This is a genomic window from Acinetobacter proteolyticus (assembly GCF_000367945.1).
GTDB classification, from domain to species: Bacteria; Pseudomonadota; Gammaproteobacteria; order Pseudomonadales; family Moraxellaceae; genus Acinetobacter; species Acinetobacter proteolyticus.
Genome location: NZ_KB849179.1, coordinates 2,783,222 through 2,802,409, shown reverse-complemented (window position 1 = coordinate 2,802,409; position 19,188 = coordinate 2,783,222). Strand labels below are relative to the sequence as shown.

General features: G+C 43.0%; 18 protein-coding genes. 10 read left to right on the top strand and 8 right to left on the bottom strand.

Annotated elements, in window-relative coordinates:
* Positions 1–62: 62 nt before the first annotated feature.
* From creC to mdtD, 6 genes are all read right to left on the bottom strand, one after another.
* Positions 63–1,529 (bottom strand): two-component system sensor histidine kinase CreC, encoded by a 1,467-nt coding sequence (gene creC, locus F993_RS04065; protein WP_004656419.1) that lies wholly within the window; start codon positions 1,527–1,529, stop codon positions 63–65.
* A 3-nt stretch (positions 1,530–1,532) separates the two neighbouring features.
* The gene (gene creB / locus F993_RS04070; protein ID WP_004656417.1) at positions 1,533–2,252 is read right to left on the bottom strand and encodes a two-component system response regulator CreB; all 720 of its coding nucleotides are present in this window, start codon (positions 2,250–2,252) and stop codon (positions 1,533–1,535) included.
* A 305-nt stretch (positions 2,253–2,557) separates the two neighbouring features.
* Positions 2,558–3,625, bottom strand: coding sequence for a DNA polymerase IV (gene dinB, locus F993_RS04075; protein WP_004656415.1), 1,068 nt, complete (start codon positions 3,623–3,625; stop codon positions 2,558–2,560).
* Positions 3,615–4,376, bottom strand: a complete 762-nt coding sequence (locus F993_RS04080; protein ID WP_004656413.1) for a glycoside hydrolase family 25 protein — start codon at positions 4,374–4,376, stop codon at positions 3,615–3,617. The genes dinB and F993_RS04080 overlap by 11 nt, the downstream gene beginning before the upstream one ends.
* A 10-nt stretch (positions 4,377–4,386) precedes the next feature.
* The gene (locus tag F993_RS04085) at positions 4,387–5,355 is read right to left on the bottom strand and encodes a hypothetical protein (RefSeq protein ID WP_004656411.1); all 969 of its coding nucleotides are present in this window, start codon (positions 5,353–5,355) and stop codon (positions 4,387–4,389) included.
* Positions 5,356–5,406: 51 nt separating this feature from the next.
* On the bottom strand, positions 5,407–6,795 hold the full coding sequence (gene mdtD, locus F993_RS04090) for a multidrug transporter subunit MdtD (protein WP_004656409.1): 1,389 nt from the start codon (positions 6,793–6,795) through the stop codon (positions 5,407–5,409).
* Between the two features lie 164 nt (positions 6,796–6,959).
* Here mdtD and F993_RS04095 point away from each other — a divergent pair, with 164 nt between their 5' ends.
* Positions 6,960–8,747, top strand: coding sequence for a choice-of-anchor I family protein (locus F993_RS04095; RefSeq protein WP_004656407.1), 1,788 nt, complete (start codon positions 6,960–6,962; stop codon positions 8,745–8,747).
* A 58-nt stretch (positions 8,748–8,805) separates the two neighbouring features.
* Here F993_RS04095 and F993_RS04100 read toward each other — a convergent pair whose 3' ends face one another.
* Complete coding sequence (locus tag F993_RS04100; protein ID WP_004656405.1) at positions 8,806–9,429, bottom strand: LOG family protein; 624 nt, start codon at positions 9,427–9,429, stop codon at positions 8,806–8,808.
* Positions 9,430–9,495: 66 nt separating this feature from the next.
* Between F993_RS04100 and F993_RS0119790 the strand changes: the two genes are divergently transcribed.
* The 7 genes from F993_RS0119790 to F993_RS04130 all read left to right on the top strand — a co-directional run bounded on the left by F993_RS0119790 (position 9,496) and on the right by F993_RS04130 (position 17,499).
* Positions 9,496–9,759 carry a hypothetical protein gene (locus F993_RS0119790; protein ID WP_228254119.1) on the top strand — a complete coding sequence of 88 codons (264 nt, stop codon included), beginning with the start codon at positions 9,496–9,498 and terminating at the stop codon, positions 9,757–9,759.
* On the top strand, positions 9,756–11,339 hold the full coding sequence (locus F993_RS04105) for a TerC family protein (RefSeq protein WP_004656404.1): 1,584 nt from the start codon (positions 9,756–9,758) through the stop codon (positions 11,337–11,339). Before F993_RS0119790 ends, F993_RS04105 begins: the two co-directional genes overlap by 4 nt.
* Before the next feature lie 82 nt (positions 11,340–11,421).
* Positions 11,422–11,892, top strand: a complete 471-nt coding sequence (locus F993_RS04110; RefSeq protein WP_004656402.1) for a YchJ family protein — start codon at positions 11,422–11,424, stop codon at positions 11,890–11,892.
* A gap of 52 nt (positions 11,893–11,944) precedes the next feature.
* Positions 11,945–12,589, top strand: a complete 645-nt coding sequence (locus F993_RS04115) for a trimeric intracellular cation channel family protein (protein WP_004656399.1) — start codon at positions 11,945–11,947, stop codon at positions 12,587–12,589.
* 100 nt (positions 12,590–12,689) lie between these two features.
* Positions 12,690–13,328, top strand: coding sequence for a tetratricopeptide repeat protein (locus F993_RS04120; RefSeq protein WP_004656397.1), 639 nt, complete (start codon positions 12,690–12,692; stop codon positions 13,326–13,328).
* Positions 13,329–13,443: 115 nt separating this feature from the next.
* Entirely contained in the window at positions 13,444–15,663 is a 2,220-nt protein-coding gene (parC, locus tag F993_RS04125; protein WP_004656396.1) for a DNA topoisomerase IV subunit A, read from the top strand.
* A gap of 156 nt (positions 15,664–15,819) precedes the next feature.
* The gene (locus F993_RS04130) at positions 15,820–17,499 is read left to right on the top strand and encodes a long-chain-fatty-acid--CoA ligase (RefSeq protein ID WP_004656394.1); all 1,680 of its coding nucleotides are present in this window, start codon (positions 15,820–15,822) and stop codon (positions 17,497–17,499) included.
* Between the two features lie 52 nt (positions 17,500–17,551).
* Here the strand turns inward: F993_RS04130 and F993_RS04135 are convergent, their stop codons facing one another.
* Positions 17,552–17,944, bottom strand: a complete 393-nt coding sequence (locus F993_RS04135) for a hypothetical protein (RefSeq protein WP_004656392.1) — start codon at positions 17,942–17,944, stop codon at positions 17,552–17,554.
* 150 nt (positions 17,945–18,094) lie between these two features.
* On the opposite strand from F993_RS04135, the gene F993_RS04140 reads away from it, so the two are divergent.
* Both F993_RS04140 and ppa read left to right on the top strand, forming a co-directional pair.
* Positions 18,095–18,493 carry an MAPEG family protein gene (locus F993_RS04140; RefSeq protein ID WP_004656391.1) on the top strand — a complete coding sequence of 133 codons (399 nt, stop codon included), beginning with the start codon at positions 18,095–18,097 and terminating at the stop codon, positions 18,491–18,493.
* A 115-nt stretch (positions 18,494–18,608) separates the two neighbouring features.
* Positions 18,609–19,136, top strand: coding sequence for an inorganic diphosphatase (gene ppa, locus F993_RS04145; RefSeq protein ID WP_004656389.1), 528 nt, complete (start codon positions 18,609–18,611; stop codon positions 19,134–19,136).
* Positions 19,137–19,188: the final 52 nt, after the last annotated feature.

Genomic DNA, 19,188 nt, shown 5'->3' with positions numbered 1-19,188 from the left:
GTCATTAGGATATGACCAGTATCTCTATGCGAGATGCGCTTCGGATGAGTTCAGTTTGAAGCTTAAGTGAAGTTTGTGTGAAGAATGAGGGTTAAGAGCACACCAGATTGATGGGTTGCTAAGAAGTCGAGGCGATTCGCTTCAATATTCTGGATGCTAATCTGACCATGGTGCTGCTGGATAATCTGCTTGACGATACTGAGCCCAATGCCGGTACTGCGTTGCTGATTATGCGGACGCGGTAGAGAAAAATAGGTCTCGAATACACGGTTTAAGGCGTATTCAGGAATCGCATCGCCCTCATTAAAAAACAGCAAAGTGATGCTGTGATGGCTCGGGTCTTGCTGAACTTGAACCGCAATTTTTCCTTGTGGCGGGCAGAAATCTCTGGCGTTGTCCAAGAGGTTATTCAGCGCTTGTTTCAGCCAAAATGGATCGGCATGGATTAAGCCGTGTTTGGGGAGATCAAGTTGTGTTTGGATTTGTTTCAGTTGTAGCGCACTTTGCTGTTGCTGAAAGCATTGTTGAATCAGGTGATTCAGATCGACCGATTGAAACTCTAAAACATGCTGATTTTTTTCGAGTCGTGTTAATAACAACATCCGTTCAATCAAGGATTGCAACCGCTGGCTTTGTTCAACAATATGCAGCGCAAATTGTTGCTGATCGGTCAGTGGTAGATCATCCTGTAGCAATTCAGCGCTGGCTTGAATCGCGGTGAGGGGGCTTTTGAGTTCATGGGTCAATGTATTGACATAGTTTTCCACATAACCACGGTCTTCTAGTTTTTCCCGCATCTCACTCAGTGCCTGAGTCACCTGATTGAGTTCTTTGGCGGAATAGAAGAAGGGCGCTTGATTCACTGGTGCCAATGCCTGTGCATAGCGTCGTACACGATCAATGCTATGTCTGAGCCAATAGGCCACCATACTGGCCAAAAGCAGACTGAGTGCTGCAATCCAGAGAGCTTGATAAATCAGTTGCTGTTCAGCGCGCTCAATATAGGGTTGTACCGACTGATTGGGTTTACCAATACTGACCACACCGAGCAATTGCTGTTGATAAATAATCGGTGCTGCAATATGCATGACACTGCTATTGCGGTCATCGGGATTGGTTGCTGTCGAACGTGCGCCGTATTTGCCACGCAGTGTTAAGTAGACATCATTCCATTTGGAATAGTCTTGCCCAACGGCTTGCCCTTCAGAATCATAAATCACGATGCCTTTGGGATCGGTAATGTACAGTTGCTGGTTAATCTGTTCTTTGCGATGCTGCCAAATGGTGGCATTCAGTTGACGGGATAACGCTGCCTGAATTTTTTGGTCAAATTCTGGGGTATCCACCTGATGTTGATAGACATCTTCCGCAATCAGTTGAGCAATGATATTGGCGTTTTCAGCGAGGGTATCTTCAACCACTTGCCGTACATTGGGTTTGACTTGTTGGGTCAGGGTGTAGGCGATAAAGCCTAGACTGAGTACCACCACCAAGTTAAAGAAAAACCAGATACGGACGAAAATGGACATATTTTAGCTCAACTTCATCAAGCTATAGCCAAAGCCACGATGGGTACGAATTGGGTCATCATCTGGGGTAATCTGTTTGAGCTTTTGCCTTAAACTTTTAATATGCGTATCGACAGTACGTTCCAAACTATGTTCAGGATGTTCCCAAATATGATCCATCAGTTGTTGGCGGCTAAACACCTGTTCTGGATGCTGAATCAGTAAAAATAACAAGCGGTATTCATAGCGAGTCAATTGTAGCGCTTGTTGATGATAATAAATCTGCAAGGATTGCGGGTGACATGACCAGATTGCCGATTGCACAATAACTTCAGTTTTCGTCGTTGCTACAGAGGTTGTAACAGGCTGAGCTTGCGCTTCCATTCTGCGCCAAATCGCTTTGATTCTGGCCACAATTTCGCGTGCGCTAAAGGGTTTGCTGCAATAATCATCCGCTCCAATTTCGAGACCTACCACTCGATCAATTTCATCATCACGGGCTGTTAAAAATAACAATGGTGTTTGATCTTTCTGGCGCAGTTGTTTGCAGACTTCAAAGCCGTTCAAATCCGGTAGTCCGACATCTAAAATAATAAAGTCAAAAGATTGTTGCACCAGTAATTGTAATGCTTGTGTGCCAGTATTGGCCCAACTGACTGACCAGCCTTCACGCTCAAGCGCATAACGTAGCGGCAGGACGATGGCGGCTTCATCTTCAACACAGAGAATTTGTTTTTGCTTCATAAGGCATATACATACAGAATTTTCTAGTTTTATCTGCCGAGTTTAACTGAAGTTATGACGGTGCGTAGTGGAAAATATTGATTTTTTGATAGCAGGAAGAGGATAGAAAAAGAAGACCTAAAGTGCCCTGTAATCTTCGGATTTGATCGTCACGCCAACCACAGGAGCAGATGCTAAAAGTGAGGTTTTCTTTAGCAAAGCAAATAACAAGGATAATGTTACTGCGTTGCTAAGAGTACTGAAAACTGGATAAAAAGCAAACATAATTTTCAGTACGGATTGTGCTTTTGTGTAAAAAATCAGCACTACCACAAAGAAAGTTGTGATTCTTCTTCTAGCGCCTGTAACTGATATACCCCGACGCCGACCAGACGGAATTGGAGTTCTGGGTCAATATGCATTTCATCCAGCAGTTGTAACAGTACTTGAGCTAAATCCTGTTGCGATTGCAGCGCCTGTTTAAAGCTCTTACTGTGCTGTAAAACTTGGAAATTTTTAAGCTTGAGTTTGACGGTCACACCGCGAGCCGTTAGCTGTTTTTTATTTAAACTGCGCCAGACTTGTTCGGTCAAGGGCTGCCACGCATGGCTGCATTGAGCAAGGGTGTAATCATCGTCAAAAGTAATTTCCTTGGAAATCTGCTGGCGTTCCCGTTCTGCTTTGACTGGTCGATGATCAATGCCTTGCGCATATAAATACAGCTGTTTGCCGTATTTACCAAAATGATGAATCAGTACATTTTCGTCGATTTTTTGCAGATCGCCCAAGGTATGTAAATTCAGTTGCTGTAGCCGTTCTTGAGTGACTTTGCCCACCCCGGGAATTTTATTCAAGGCTAAATCTTGAATAAAACGTAGTACCTGATTCGGTTTAATCACAAATAAACCATTGGGTTTGTTCCAATCCGAGGCAATTTTCGCCAAGAACTTATTTGGTGCTACGCCCGCAGAGGCGGTTAGTCCTGTGACCGCAAAAATATCAGCACGGATTTGTGCTGCGACTTCGGTGGCACTGGCGATATTCTTTAAGTTCTCAGTGACATCCAGATAGGCTTCATCTAAAGACAGCGGTTCAATCAAGGGGGTGTATTGCTGAAAAATCTGATGAATTTGCGCTGAAACTTCGCGGTATTTTTCAAAATTGGGTTCGATCACGATGACCTGTGGACAGAGTTTTTTGGCTTGTCCCATCGACATGGCAGAACGGAGTCCAAAAACACGGGCAGGATAAGACGCTGCGGCAATGACGGCTCTCGGATGATGAGAGGAAATTACCACTGGTAAATCTTTTAGCTCTGGGCGGTCTTTGAGCTCGACTGAGGCATAAAAGGCATCCATGTCGATATGGATGATTTTGCGTAACTCATTTGGCATCTTCAATGCCTTGTGCTTTCAGAAAAAAGCGCCATTGTTTTGGGGATTGGGCATAGACATTTAAATCCACGGCTTTGGGAATGCCGTCGATTTTGCCTTGGCTGCTATGCTGCCAAAACAGCCATTGTCGACCATCTTTGAGCTCGGGTTTACCTTCATAGTCTCTGACCCATAATGGAGTGTTGTTAAAGTTCCCCATCAACACAATGTGATAAAAGCTTTTAGAAATATAAAAAATCGGTTGTTTGCCATAATGCTGTTGCAGTTGGTCATGCATGACCTGAATTTCTTTCAGTAATTGTTCTTTGGTATAGGCGTTAATGCAGTTACTGTCATATTCCAAATCAATCACAGGCGGTAGAGCATCGGCTTTTTTGGGAACGGTCGCAATAAAATTTTCGGCTTGTATGGCGCCATCACGACACAGCCGATAAAAATGGTAAGCACCGACATGCAGGCCACGTTCACGTGCTCTGAGCCAGTTTTCCTGAAAGTTACGATCTTTAAAATCACCGCCTTCGGTTGCTTTGAGATAGACGAATTGATATTGCATCGGCGAGATTTTTTTCCAGTTAATCTCACCTTGATGGTGGGATACATCAAAGCCGCGAATGGCATAATCCTGTGCCGAGGCTTTCTGTTGATAGAACAAGCCAAAGTAGCTAACTACACCCAGCATGAGCGCTAAACCGATACTGGCGTAAGTCGGATAATGTTGTGTCGATGGAAATTTTGCAGATTTTTTTGCCATATCGATTGTGTTATGCGATGTCTAAGCGAGTGTCAGATTGACAGTATTGGTCATGTAGCGATTGTACTCGCTTCGCCTTGATGTGGGTGACCTGACTGCCTAATTGTGCCACAAATTTGCATGATGCATAGTTCTCGGCTTGTTTCTGATAGTCTCGAACCCAGTTTTCACGGATCGCTAAACGTGCTTCACTCACTGGCCAAACGCCTAGCGCTAAGCGATTCACACCAATTCGCCAAGGCTTTGGGCTGATTCTGGCTCGGAAACAATTTTGATTTTTACACATTCGGACGTAGTTAGAATCCGCATGAATGGCATTGAATAATAATTGAGCTTCATCACTTTTAGGTTCAAAGGTTTGATGCATTGCCAAAACACGATAACCTTTTGGCGTGAGATAAACGCGTAAATGCCATGTGGGGTATTGTTGAGAGAAATCTTGAATTGATGCAAATGCACGCTGTTCTGGTGTTCCAAACAACTTGCTTTGTAAATAGAACAATCCTTTACCAACAAGCCCTGTCAAGATGAGGGAAACAATCACTCCGACTCCCAAGATCATCCATGAACCTAAGTAAACAGCCCCAATACTTGCGAGCAGCATTAACAATAAAAAAGCCAATAGATACAGTCTAAATCGAGGTGTGTATTCGAAATCGATATCTGCAAATAACACATCTGGGGTATTTAAGCATAATGCGCCGTAGGAATTTCGCGTGATAATGACATCGTCATGCTGAGCAATAATCTGTTCTCTGATTGGTACGCCTTCGGCACCATTGTAGGGAACTTTATGGTCGATTCTTCGAATATTTTCACCAGCCTTGATCCTTTCAATTGCCTCGGCAACACGTTGCTCAGCATGTGATTGTGCTGCTTCAATGTTTTGATCTGACCAACCAAAGCGTTTAATGGTGTATTGTCGCCCTGCAATCTTGGTTTTTGTTTTAGCTTCTGCCCAATGCTGTGGAACGATCATTTTATTTTTCCTTATTTTGTTTATTGGATGACGAACTTTAGGTCCGTAAATTTAATCTGTGGTTTGTTTGGGAATTTGCCAGAACACCAAGGCGGTAATGATATTAATACAGCCGAGGGTAATCAGAGTCGCGTGGAAGGCGGTGCTAATTGAGGCACTGGAAAACTGTTGCCCAAACAGATTGATTAACGTTCCGGCCAAGGCCACCCCGATACTCATTGAAAGCATCATAATCATCGACAAGAAGCTATTGCCACTACTGGCATCCTGTTGTGCTAAGTCTTTCAAAGTCAGTGTATTCATGCCAACAAATTGCAACGAGTTCAACGTACCAAAGATAAACAGGTGCAGAACTTTCAACCATAAAGGTGTTGCGGCGGTCATCAGTGAAAAACTGGCGATGCATAGACCGACCAAAACGGTATTGGTGAGTAGAAAACGACGATAACCGACCCGTTGAATCAAGGGGCGAATAATCGGTTTGGAGAATAATGAACCGAGTACCATTGGAATCATCATTAAACCGGTATAGAAAGGTTCAAAGCCAAAAGCGACTTGCAACATCAGCGGTAAAATGAAGGGAATCGCATTACTGCCGAGACGGGCAAAGAAATTGCCCAGTACGCCGATTGAAAAGATTTTGTAGCGAAATAAGCGACCATGAAACAGAGCATTTTGATGCGTATGCGCATGGTAGGCATAAGCGGTGGCTGCCAACAGTCCCGAAATCAATAACACCACGCTGATCCAGCGGGAATATTGCGATGCAGCAATATTCTCAATGCCTAAAGACAAGCCCACCATGGCCACCATCAATAGAATAAAACCGCTTAAATCGAAAGATTTGACGCTTGGCTCTTTTTGGTTCGGCATGACTTTGAAGGTCATGATCATTCCTAAGATTCCCATCGGAATATTAATTAAAAAGATCCAGTGCCAAGTCGTCACTTCGACGAGCCAACCACCCAAAGTCGGCCCCATTAACGGGCCAACTAAGCCTGCAAGGCTCATCAGGCTCATTGCAGAAAGGAACTGTGAGCGTGGAATCAGTTTTAACAGTGCCAAACGGCCCACGGGCATCAGCAAGGCACCGCCAACACCTTGAATAACCCGGAAAAATAATAATTGTTCTAGGTTTTGTGACAAGCCACAGCCCAGCGAGGCCAAGCTGAAAATCACCATGGAACTCAGATAAATATTACGGATGCCAAAACGATCGGCTAACCAGCCACTGAGCGGAATACAGGCCGCAACCGACAGCACATAGGCCACAATGACGCCATGCATTTGCAGGGGATTTTCATTGAGTTGTACTGCCATGGCAGGAATTGCCGTGTTGACGATGGTAGTGTCCAAGGCTTGCATAAAAAAGCCAATCGAGACCAAGAGCACCAACATTCGGAATTCAGGCTGTACCGCTTGATGTGTTGTCGTTGTCATGAGCCATGATGGATAAAAAGGCAGTTTTAGTTTAATGCAACTGTGTGTGAAATAAAGCCTAAAATTGTCAAAGAGTGGTCATGAAACTGACATTAAAGTGTCATCGAACTTGCATCACCAACGACTAGATTAGCCATACAGAATAAATTGTATGGAATTTGATCATGAAATTTAAGATTTCAGTATTACTGACAGCGTTACTGTCGGTGGGGTTAGTGGCGTGTAATGATGATAACGACAATAATAAAACAAACACGCCAGCAGAAGTAGTTGAAACAACCCCTGAAACGATTAAGTTAAGCTTATTAGGGCACTATGAAACCAATGTTTTTGCCAAAAGTGCTGCTGAAATTCCCGCTTATGATGCTGCAAGCAAACGTCTTTTTGTGGTTAATGCCCAGAAGGGGCTCGTCGATGTTTTAGATGCATCTAAACCTGAAAAGCCTGTGCATGTTGCAGAACTTTCTGCCCGTACCTATTTAGCCAACTCGGAAGTGAACAGCGTTGCAGTTAAAAATGGCATTGTTGCAATTGCAGTTCAAGCCGAGAAGAAAACCGATACAGGGATCGTGGTGTTTTTTAATGCCAAGGACTTGAGTTTTATTAGTAAAGTTGCTGTGGGTTCATTGCCCGATATGTTGACTTTTAGTCCTGATGGCAAAACTGTTTTGGTGGCCAATGAAGGTGAGCCAAACGATGACTATTCGGTTGATCCTGAAGGTTCAGTCAGCATTATTGATATCAGCAATATTCAACAACCCAAAGCCAGTGTCGCGGATTTTAAGGCATGGAATACGCAAAAGACGGATTTAATCGCCAAAGGGGTACGTATTTTTGGGCCAAATGCGAGTGTGGCTCAGGATCTAGAACCTGAATATATAACCATTTCTGCAGATAGCAAAACGGCTTGGGTGACATTGCAGGAAAATAATGCGATTGCTCGGATCGATATTACACAGCAGAAAGTGACGGATATTTATCCATTGGGCTATAAAGATCATGGGCAAATTGGCAATGAACTAGATGTCAGTGATAAAGACAAGAAGATTGATATCAAAACATGGGCTGGCTTGGTCGGGATGTATCAACCAGACTCGATTGCCAATTATCAAGCCAACGGTCAAACCTATCTGGTCACTGCCAATGAAGGTGATAGCCGTGAATGGTTGAAGGATTCCAAAGCCTATTATGCGGGCGATGCCAGTAAAGGTTTTGTTGAAAATATCCGAATGAAGCATCTGTTTAACAGCAAAGGCTTTAATCAGGATGGCGATTATCCAGCACATTTACAGCAACTGGCTGCAGGGGTGAAAGGGGCAAAACTCAATCCAGTGACCTTTGCATATTGTGGCGCCACTGCGACGACTGCGGGTGCATGCCGTGATGATGCAGCATTGGGTCGTCTCAATATTGCATGGAACATGGGATATCAAACCAATGCCGATGGTTCAGCCAAACTGGATGCCAATGGTTTGCTCACTTATGACAAGCTCTATGCTTATGGTGCGCGTTCATTCAGTATCTGGAATACTCAAGGACAGTTGGTTTGGGACTCTGGCAGCGAGTTTGAAAAGAAAACCGCTGAATTATTCCCGAACTATTTTAATAGTGACCACGAAGCAGTGGCCTTTGATGACCGTAGTGATAATAAAGGTCCTGAGCCTGAGGGTATTGCTATCGGCACGATTGGTCAGAAAACTTTTGCTTTTATTGGTTTGGAGCGAATGAGTGGAGTGATGGTGTATGACATCACCACACCGAATAAACCGAAGTTTATTGAATATTTTACGACACGTAATTTTGTTGAAACCGATGCTGAAAAACAGGGCGATTTAGGACCTGAAGGTTTGATTTTCATTACGGCAAAAGACTCACCAAATGGCAAGCCTTTACTGGTGGTGGGAAATGAAGTCAGTGGCTCAACTGCTGTCTATCAAGTGAATATGCAATAAGTTCTCAATATAAAAAAAGCGGATCGATGTGATCCGCTTTTTTTTATATTGGGCAGTTTTAGACTTCGATATGGCTAGGTGTATTTAAGTTTTTAATCACACTTGAAATCTGTTCCAGTGTTTCACAAATAATCACTTTGGCGCGATGCTGTGGTGGTAAAAAGCCTTCTTCTACCGCATGATCAAGCTGTGCAATCAGGGCATCATAAAAACGATTGACGTTATAAATGATCATGGGTTTCTGATGCTGATTGAGCTGTCCCCAAGTGGCAATTTCCAGAATTTCTTCAAATGTGCCCAAGCCACCTGGTAGAGCAATAAAGGCACTGGCACGCTCGGCCATCAGGGCTTTACGTTCATGCATGCTGTTGACGATATGGAGTTCGGTCAGTTTATGGTGGGCAATTTCATAATCCAGCATAAATTCTGGAATCACACCGACCACTTCGCCACTATGTTCCAGTACAGTATCTGCAACTTGGCCCATCAGACCAATACTGGCGCCGCCGTAAACAATACCAAAGCCTTGATTGGCAATATGCTGGGCAAGTTCAATGGCTTTATCTCGATAAATCGGTTTGTTGCCTGTACGCGAACCGCAATATAAGGCAATCAGAGATTGGGTGGTAATGGGAGTTGGGTTAATGCTTTTTTTCTCTGTCATTCTTAATACACTATTCATTCGTTTATTTTCACCTTATCATTTTCGCTGTGCTTGTCTAGGCTAAATCAGGTTTGTGACAGTTTTATGCACACTTTACATACAATGGGCTTTTGTCGAGCCTCGAAAGAATTTGAAAACATCCTCAACACAAAAAAAGATGAATTTCACTGCAATCTTGCCTATACTGAAAATCCTTTTATTAATCTTTGTCCCTCTATGAGTAGTGGTTGTTGTCGCTCCGTATTGTTCTTATTTCCTAAAAAAAATGTTTTGGCTGTTTGTGCCGACCTTTTAAAATCTCAACTTCATAACAATATTGCTGATTTTGCAGAGGAGTCACCTCAATGATTCTGGAATGGATGTCAGATCCAGCTGCATGGGTTGGTTTAGCCACCTTGGTGGTGCTTGAAATTGTATTGGGTATTGATAACCTTGTTTTTATTGCAATTTTGGCAGAAAAATTACCACCCGAACAACGTAATGCTGCGCGTAAAATTGGTTTGATTCTCGCCCTGATCATGCGTTTGATCTTGTTGGCCTCGATCGCATGGGTGGTGACATTAACCACGCCATTGTTCCATATTTTTGATCATCCATTTTCTGGACGTGACTTGATTCTACTGTTTGGTGGTGTGTTCTTGTTATTTAAAGGCACCATGGAACTGCATGAACGAATTGAAGGAAAACAAGCACATAAAGAAGAAAATCCAGTGCATGCTGTGTTCTGGATGGTGGTGGTACAGATTGTCGTCCTCGATGCGGTATTCTCGCTCGACAGTGTGATCACTGCAGTGGGGATGGTGAAAGAGCTTTCGGTGATGATGATCGCGGTAACCATTGCGATTGGTATCATGTTACTGGCTTCTCGCCCATTGATGGATTTCGTCAATAAGCATCCAACCGTGGTGATTCTGTGTCTTGGCTTCCTGATGATGATTGGTTTCTCATTGGTGGTCGAAGGCTTTGGTTTCCATATTCCAAAAGGTTATTTATATGCTGCGATTGGTTTCTCAGTGTTGGTGGAAATGGTCAACCAAACCATGCGCCGTAACCAAGAGAAATTGGTCACCACGACTGATCTGCGTTACCGTACCGCTTCTGCCGTACTGCGTATGCTCGGCAATAAGAGCAATGGTAATGAAAGTCAGAATAAGGAAGCTGAAGATGTGTTGGCGACACAGGCCTATGCCAAAGAAGTCTTTGATGAAGACAATGGGGTATATCATAGCGTCTTGGTTCAAGGGGTATTGGGTTTATCTGAGCGTCCAGTCAAGTCGGTGATGACACCACGTCCTGAGTTGGAGTGGTTAGATTTGGATGATGATCCTGCTGAGTTAAAAGAACGTTTAATGGCAATGACCCATTCTCGTTTGATCATTGCCCGTGGTGAGTTAGACAATATCGAAGGGATTGTGTTAACTCATAAAGTGTTGAATGAATATATCGAAACAGGTGCGATTGATTTCACTAAGCACTTACGTGAACCTGTGATTGTGCATGAGAATGCACAAGTCCTGATGGTGATGGAACAGTTACGTCAAGCACCGTTACAAATGGCAATCGTATTGAATGAATATGGTTCGATTGAGGGGATTGCCACGCCGATTGATATGCTAGAAGCGATTGCAGGTGAATTCCCTGATGAAGATGAATTGGAAGCAACCGCGGAAAGTCTGGATGACGGTTCGATGTTGTTAGAAGGTTCAACCGATATTCGTCATGTTTCTTTGTTATTGGGCAAAGATTTGGTCGATGAAAGCGAAGAATACTCCACTTTGTCGGGCTATATCTTATTCCATTTGGGTCGTTTACCTGAAAATGGTGACATGATTGAAGTCGATGGCTATCGTTTTGAAGTGGTCACCATGGATGGGCACAAGATTGAAAAAGTGCGCATTCTTGCGAAAGAAAAAACGGTAGAGAAATAATTTAGTCGTTCCCGAATAGCCCTGAGTTTGACCTTTGTTTCGCAATGGTCTGGTTCAGGGCTATTTTATTCGAGAGTTGAAAATGACGTTGTCACAACACTGTCCTTGCGGACAGGGGCAATATGCTGAGTGCTGTCAGCCCTTACATTTAAAACAGCAGGTCGCGCAAACTGCAGAGCAATTGATGCGCTCGCGTTATAGTGCCTTTGCCTTGCAGCAGATCGACTATATTCTGCAAACCACCGCTTTGGGCCAACAAGCCGCTTTAGATCGAGCTGCGATTGCAGACTGGAGTCAATCGAATCAATGGCTCAAACTGGACGTGGTGCAACATCAGCCCAAGCTGGATAAAACCCATGCGCTGGTTGAGTTCAAGGCACATTATCATGATGGCAAGCAAGCGCATATTCATCATGAGATTTCACATTTTGTATTACACCAACAGCAGTGGTATTTCCTTGATCCGACGCTGGATCTGCAGATCACCATGAAACAACCCTGCATTTGTGGCTCGGGGAAAAAATTTAAACAATGTTGTGCACAATTCATCTAAGTTTGTCTTAGAATAGCGCACACTTTTACGCCTGATTTAGGGATGTAGGCAGATGTTACTCACCGTAATTTATATTATTGCCATTACTGCGGAAGCAATGACGGGCGCACTGTCAGCGGGTCGACGCAGTATGGACTGGTTTGGTGTGGTGCTGATTGCCTGCGTAACAGCATTGGGTGGTGGCTCAGTACGTGATGTGCTGCTCGGGCATTATCCTTTAACCTGGGTCAAACATCCTGAATATTTGGTGCTGACCTGTATCGCTGCCTTTGTCACCATTATTATTGCCAAATGGATGCGCCATCTGCGTAACATCTTCTTGGTCCTCGATGCCTTGGGGTTAATCGGCTTTACCATCATTGGTTGCCAGATTGCCTTATCGATGGGACATGGTTTTGTGGTGTCTGCAGTCGCAGGAGTATTAACCGGAGTGTCGGGTGGTATTCTGCGCGATATTCTGTGTAATGACGTACCTTTGGTGTTCCGTCGTGAGTTGTATGCCAGTATTTCTTTTGTGGCCGTGATTTGTTATTGGGTGTGTTTGGAAGTCGGTTTACCACACGATCTCACCGTTATTTTGACGCTGGTATTTGGTTTTACTTTACGTTTAATCGCGATTTATTTTGGTCTGGAAATGCCGAAATTTATCTATAAAGAGGATGATGCAGAATCTGCTTCTTCCACAGATGAGCATTGATTGGAAAGCATACCTGCAATTTAGTTTATTGCAGGTTTAATGCCTACTTAGAATTATTGGTCTTAAATATGATCACTTTTATACGATTATTAAATTAAAAATGAATCTTTTATCTGTGCAAGAAATGGCTCCTGAAGTGATGGAGTTAGATGTAAGTGAGCAAATAAAAACAGGACTTAATTATTGTCTAGGGCGCAATGGGGCCGTTCAGAATCTCTTGTTGGGTAGAAATTGGTTATGGATTGCTGCTACTTATAATCAATCACTTGTTGCTGAATATAATTGGGCTTCAACTTGGATGGCGCAACCCATCTATAATGAAAATGATATGATTTATACTGAAGAGCTTGAGGCACTTGCTGAACAAGGTAATGCTGCGGCTTTATATCTGTTAGGTGTTTACTATTCAGGTTCGAATGAAGATGAACATTTGGATATTGATCTTGCATTAAAATATTATGAGAAAGCCGTACAGCAGCAGTTTCCGCCTGCGATTAATAATCTTGCAGATAAATATGAAAATGGCACTGGCGTTGCAAAAAATTTAAAAATAGCCTTTGAGTTTTATTCTGCCGCAGCCAATCACGCAATTGCAGCATCTCAGTTTAGCTTGGGTCTTTTTTATTTAAAGGGACTTTATGTTGAGAAAGATGACGAAGTCGCTAGAGAGTGGTTAAAAAAGGCGGAGAAAAATGGCTGGTTTCCAGCATCAGAAATTCTATTGAATATGTTGCATTAAGCTTAACAAGACACCATTTGACGTTTAAACAACAACAAGGGCTTGTCACAACGCCTTCATCCACATAGCATACAAAACATTGACGATAATAAATGATTTTGGATGACTCGCTGAAATGACCAGCCTTGCACATCATGCAACAGAAAACCGTTCCGTAGCCGAATTCACTGAGCAGGCTTACTTGAACTATGCCATGTACGTGATTATGGATCGTGCATTGCCCCATATCAGTGATGGTTTAAAGCCTGTACAGCGCCGTATTGTCTATGCGATGAGCGAGCTCGGCTTGAAATCGACAGGCAAACCGAAAAAATCGGCACGTACCGTGGGTGACGTATTGGGTAAATACCATCCACATGGTGACTCAGCCTGTTATGAAGCGATGGTGTTGATGGCACAGCCATTTAGCTATCGCTATCCACTGGTTGAAGGTCAGGGCAACTGGGGTTCGCCAGATGATCCAAAATCATTTGCGGCCATGCGTTATACCGAAGCTAAACTTTCGGCTTATAGTGAATTATTGCTGAGCGAACTCGGGCAGGGCACCAGCGAATGGCAGGATAACTTTGACGGTTCAATGAAAGAACCCATCACGCTGCCTGCACGTGTGCCGAATATCTTGCTGAACGGTACGACGGGGATTGCGGTGGGGATGGCAACCGATATCCCGCCGCATAACTTGCGTGAAGTGGTGAAAGGCACGATTGCGCTGATTCGTAACCCTGAAACCACAGATGAAAAATTAGCAGAATATATTCCTGCACCAGATTTACCGACCAAAGCAGAAATTATTACGCCGCCTGAAGAATTACTGAAAATTCAAACCACAGGCCGTGGTAGTTATCGTATGCGTGCCGTGTATACGGTCGACAAAAATGAGATTGTGATTACTGAACTGCCTTATCAGGTTTCGGGTTCCAAAGTGATTACCCAGATCGCAGACCAGATGATTGCCAAGAAATTGCCTTTGGTCAGTGATGTTCGTGATGAATCCGATCATGCCAATCCCACCCGTTTGGTGATTGTGCTGCGTTCTAATCGTGTCGATGCTGAAACAGTGATGAGTCACTTATTTGCCACTACAGATTTAGAATCTAGCTACCGTGTCAACCTGAACATGATTGGGGCCGACGGCCGCCCACAGGTGAAATCGATTCGCCGTATTCTTCTCGAGTGGATTGAGATTCGTAAGCAAACCGTGACCCGTCGTTTGCAATATCATTTAACCAAAATTGAAAAGCGTTTACATATCTTGGCAGGTCTTTTAATTGCCTACTTAGATATTGATACCGTGATTCGGATTATTCGTGAAGAAGACCAGCCAAAACCTGTATTGATGCAGCATTTTGGTATTGATGAAATTCAAGCCGAAGCCATTTTAGAACTCAAGCTTCGCCATTTAGCCAAACTTGAAGAAATGGAAATTCGCCGTGAGCAAGAAGAACTGGAAGCCAAAGCTGCCATTATTCGTGAGCAATTGGCAAATCCTGAATCATTGAAAAATCTTATTATCGGCGAGTTAAAAGAAGACGCGAAAAAGTTCGGTGATGATCGCCGTTCACCAATCGTTGCCCGTGCAGATGCGGTTCAGATTAAAGAACAAGATTTGATGCCAGCCGAAGCGGTGACCGTGGTGCTATCGGAAGCAGGTTGGGTCCGCGCTGCCAAGGGTGCAGAAGTGGATGCTGCTAATCTCAACTTCCGAGCGGGCGACCAGTATTTAAGTCATGCTGTGGGTAAAACCAATCAGCGGGTGTACTTCTTGGATGAAACAGGGCGTAGTTATGCCTTGCCAATTAGTAGCTTACCGTCAGCGCGTGGCTTAGGTGAACCGCTTAGTTCAAAACTGTCTCCAGCCAGTGGTGTTTCATTTATCCAAGTCTTTATTGATGACGATAATAATGAATTACTTGCGGTCAGTTCTAAAGGTTATGGCTTTAAAACCCAAGCTGCACAATTGGATACCAATGCCAAAGCTGGTAAGGCATTCTTGACGGTTGCAGATAAAGGAACGGCTTTACCATTGCTGCCAATTCAGCAAGCAACCCATGTTGCGATCCTCAGTTCATCAGGGCGTTTACTGATTATTGATTTAGCAGAACTTCCTGTTCTGAATAAAGGTAAAGGTAACAAGTTGATACAACTTGATGAAAAAGAGCAAATTTTATCCATGACAACCCTGAGTTTAGATGAAATAATCCAAGTCGCTGCAGGACAACAGCATCTAAAACTGAAAGGGGACGATCTCCAAAAATATCTAGGAAAAAGAGCAACAAAGGGGCAACTTTTACCACGTGGATATCAAAAAGCAAATAGACTCTTCATTCAGAGATAAGGCTAGTATTCTGTGATACAAATACGTTATATATGGCAATGTATTCATATTGTTTGAATAGATTGACAGGGCAATTCAAAAAGTTAAAAAAAATGTTTTGTCATGGACGTAACGTTGTTACATTTTTAAGGATTACCACTCGGAGATAATGGCATTATGGAAAAGATTTGGTTTGCTGAATACCAAAAGACAGGAATTCCAGAAACAGTTGAACTGCCTGCTGAAAACACCTCACTTGTTGATATTTTTGAACGCAATTTCCAAAAATTTGGTTCACGCGATGCCTTTATCTTCATGGATAAAGTTTTAACATTTAATGAATTAGAAGTCGCTAGCCGTAAATTCGCTGCTTATTTACAAAGCTTAGGTTTAGCAAAAGGAACACGTGTTGCGGTGATGATGCCGAACGTTTTCCAATATCCAGTGGTGGCTTTAGGTGTGTTCCGTGCAGGTTTAGTGCTTGTAAACGTGAACCCACTGTATACAGCGCGTGAGCTTGAGCATCAATTGAATGACTCTGGTGCTGAAGCGTTGGTGATCATTGAAAACTTTGCCAGCGTTTATCAAAGCATTATTGGTAAAACACCTGTGAAGCATGTTGTGGTGGCTTCTGTGGGTGATATGTTAGGTACCTTAAAAGGGACACTGGTCAACTTTGTTTTACGTAAAGTACGTAAGCAAATTCCTGCATGGAATATCCCAGGCCATACCAAATTTAATGCTGCATTAAATAAAGCCAATCCAAGCAATTATAAACGTCCAAGCTTAACTTTAAGCGATACTGCAGTACTGCAATATACGGGTGGCACCACAGGTGTTTCTAAAGGTGCTGAATTGACGCATCGTAACCTTGTCGCGAACTTACTGCAGTGTGAAGCGATTTTCTCAAGTAAATTTGGTGCTTCTGATAGTGCTAAAGGTGATCGCATCGTTTGTGCATTACCGCTGTATCACATCTTTGCATTCATGGTGTGTGCGCTTTACGGTATGTATAAAGGTCAAGCCAATATCTTGATCCCAAATCCGCGTGACTTACCAGCAGTTGTAGGTGAATTACGTAAATATCAACCTTCATTCTTCCCAGCCGTAAACACCTTGTTTAATGCTTTGGTGAATAATGAAGAATTCAAACAGCTTGACCATAGCAATCTGAAGATGGCGATGGGTGGTGGTATGGCAGTATTGCCATCGACTGCAGCAGCATGGAAAAAGATCACAGGCACAACCATTATCGAAGGTTATGGCTTATCTGAAACGTCTCCAGTTGCAACAGCGAATCCACCTGCAACAACTGAATTCAGTGGCACCATTGGTATTCCATTGCCATTAACCGAAGTTGCGATTTTGGATGATGACGGTAACGAAGTTGCATTGGGTGAACAAGGCGAAATCTCGATCCGTGGCCCACAAGTGATGAAGGGTTATTGGAACCGTCCAGATGAAACTGCGAAAGTGATGACGGCTGACAATTACTTCCGCACTGGTGATATCGGTGTGATGGATTCACGTGGTTATGTGAAGATTGTTGACCGTAAGAAAGACATGATCTTGGTGTCTGGTTTTAACGTTTACCCAAGCGAAATTGAAGAAGTCATTGCCAAACATCCAAAAGTATTGGAAGTGGCTGCGATTGGTGTACCTGATGAAAAATCAGGTGAAGTGCCAAAATTATTCATCGTGAAAAAAGATCCATCTTTAACCACTGAAGAAATTATTGTTTATGCAAAACAAAACCTAACAGGTTACAAGTGCCCACGTTATGTTGAGTTTATGGAAGAATTACCGAAATCTAACGTAGGTAAAATCTTACGTAAAGATTTACGTAAACCCGCTTAAGCATAAATCCAAATAAAAAAGCGCCGCAATTGCGGCGCTTTTTTATTTGGATTTATTTAGTACGATTTGATTTCATTAACCAGCGATCGATATAAGGACGACCTATGCCTACAATACCGACAAACACCACCATAGTTGCCAGTTGGAAACGTAAACGGGTTGGATCAATGCCATTAAAGCTAAAATAATTATCAGCAACTGCATACAGCACAATCACTGCGAGCCAGTGCCACAGGGTCAAACGGTAAATACCGACCGCATAAAAGGCAATGCTGAGGATCACAAAAGTACCCAAGGTCGACTGCCAATTCAGATTTGCACAAATCACACTGAGTAAAAATGCCATGATTGGAAGCACGACTTTCAATACACGATCAACCAAAAGCTGATGTTGTCGTTGCTGTGCCAGAACATCAAACATTTCTTTTTGATCTTGTTGCTGCATAGATTGACCTTAAAACTGTATGAAAAAACACAACTTTTACACAAAAACGCGGTGTAAAAGAAACGCTTGTTGAACAAGCACAAATGAAAGTTCAATAAATTATAGATTATGATAGCATGATCAGAAGAACTTCAAATGATGGATCTCAGCATGCAAGGTATTAGCGGCATTATATTGATGATTATAGTCGCATGTTTGTTGCCGTATGTATTTACCTTGATTGCGAAATCAAAAGGTGGTTTTCAAGCAAAAGATAATCGGAACCCACGTGAGTTTCTCGCCAAAACCACCGGTTTGTCGGCACGCGCCAATGCAGTACAGCAAAACAGTTTTGAAAGCTTACCTTTGTTTATTGCTGCGATCTTGATGGCTGAATATATGGTGGTACCAGAACGCTTTATTCTGACCCTGGGCTGGGCCTATATTGTATTTCGCGTTATTTATGGCATTTGCTATTTAGCCAATCTTGCGACATTACGTTCAATCATCTGGTTTTTCTCTCTGCTTTGTCCAATTTTACTGTTCGTGATTACCATCAAAATGACTTAAGCGCTGCTAGATAGAAAATTCGCCAGCTTGGTGTATATCTAGCATCATTTTCATTGTATTCACGTTATAATCTGTCCGATTTACATCTGACTTCACAATATAAACGAGTGTTGATATGAGTTATAGCAATATTCCTGCGGGTAAAGACGCACCAAATGACATCTATGTCATTATCGAAATTCCTGCAAATGCAGCGCCAATCAAATATGAAATCGATAAAGATTCAGATGCGTTATTTGTAGACCGTTTCATGGGTACAGCAATGTTCTACCCAGCAAACTACGGTTATGTACCAAATACATTGTCTGAAGATGGTGACCCATTAGACGTGCTTGTTGTAACTCCACATCCAGTTGCTGCGGGTTCTGTGATTCGTTGCCGTCCAGTCGGTAAATTGAAAATGGAAGATGACGGTGGTATCGATGCGAAATTGATCGCTGTTCCACACGAAAAATTATCTCCGCTTTATAAAGATGTTCAAGAATATACGGATCTTCCCCCGTTATTGATCAGCCAAGTTGAGCATTTCTTTGCTCACTATAAAGATTTAGAGCCTGGTAAGTGGGTAAAAATCAGTGGCTGGGAAGGTGCGGATGTTGCGAAAGCAGAAGTACTAAAAGCGATTGAAGCAGCTAAAAAATAATTTTAGTCGGTGTGATCAGCTCCTATTCGTTTAGTGGCTGATCATAAAAAAA

What these genes read in the sequence shown, in the direction of transcription:
- creC (WP_004656419.1), bottom strand. Translation starts at nt 1,529, where the DNA reads ATGTCCATTTTCGTCCGTATCTGGTTTTTCTTTAACTTGGTGGTGGTA.
- creB (WP_004656417.1), bottom strand. Translation starts at nt 2,252, where the DNA reads ATGAAGCAAAAACAAATTCTCTGTGTTGAAGATGAAGCCGCCATCGTC.
- dinB (WP_004656415.1), bottom strand. Translation starts at nt 3,625, where the DNA reads ATGCCAAATGAGTTACGCAAAATCATCCATATCGACATGGATGCCTTT.
- F993_RS04080 (WP_004656413.1), bottom strand. Translation starts at nt 4,376, where the DNA reads ATGGCAAAAAAATCTGCAAAATTTCCATCGACACAACATTATCCGACT.
- F993_RS04085 (WP_004656411.1), bottom strand. Translation starts at nt 5,355, where the DNA reads ATGATCGTTCCACAGCATTGGGCAGAAGCTAAAACAAAAACCAAGATT.
- mdtD (WP_004656409.1), bottom strand. Translation starts at nt 6,795, where the DNA reads ATGACAACGACAACACATCAAGCGGTACAGCCTGAATTCCGAATGTTG.
- F993_RS04095 (WP_004656407.1), top strand. Translation starts at nt 6,960, where the DNA reads ATGAAATTTAAGATTTCAGTATTACTGACAGCGTTACTGTCGGTGGGG.
- F993_RS04100 (WP_004656405.1), bottom strand. Translation starts at nt 9,429, where the DNA reads ATGAATAGTGTATTAAGAATGACAGAGAAAAAAAGCATTAACCCAACT.
- F993_RS0119790 (WP_228254119.1), top strand. Translation starts at nt 9,496, where the DNA reads ATGCACACTTTACATACAATGGGCTTTTGTCGAGCCTCGAAAGAATTT.
- F993_RS04105 (WP_004656404.1), top strand. Translation starts at nt 9,756, where the DNA reads ATGATTCTGGAATGGATGTCAGATCCAGCTGCATGGGTTGGTTTAGCC.
- F993_RS04110 (WP_004656402.1), top strand. Translation starts at nt 11,422, where the DNA reads ATGACGTTGTCACAACACTGTCCTTGCGGACAGGGGCAATATGCTGAG.
- F993_RS04115 (WP_004656399.1), top strand. Translation starts at nt 11,945, where the DNA reads ATGTTACTCACCGTAATTTATATTATTGCCATTACTGCGGAAGCAATG.
- F993_RS04120 (WP_004656397.1), top strand. Translation starts at nt 12,690, where the DNA reads ATGAATCTTTTATCTGTGCAAGAAATGGCTCCTGAAGTGATGGAGTTA.
- parC (WP_004656396.1), top strand. Translation starts at nt 13,444, where the DNA reads ATGACCAGCCTTGCACATCATGCAACAGAAAACCGTTCCGTAGCCGAA.
- F993_RS04130 (WP_004656394.1), top strand. Translation starts at nt 15,820, where the DNA reads ATGGAAAAGATTTGGTTTGCTGAATACCAAAAGACAGGAATTCCAGAA.
- F993_RS04135 (WP_004656392.1), bottom strand. Translation starts at nt 17,944, where the DNA reads ATGCAGCAACAAGATCAAAAAGAAATGTTTGATGTTCTGGCACAGCAA.
- F993_RS04140 (WP_004656391.1), top strand. Translation starts at nt 18,095, where the DNA reads ATGCAAGGTATTAGCGGCATTATATTGATGATTATAGTCGCATGTTTG.
- ppa (WP_004656389.1), top strand. Translation starts at nt 18,609, where the DNA reads ATGAGTTATAGCAATATTCCTGCGGGTAAAGACGCACCAAATGACATC.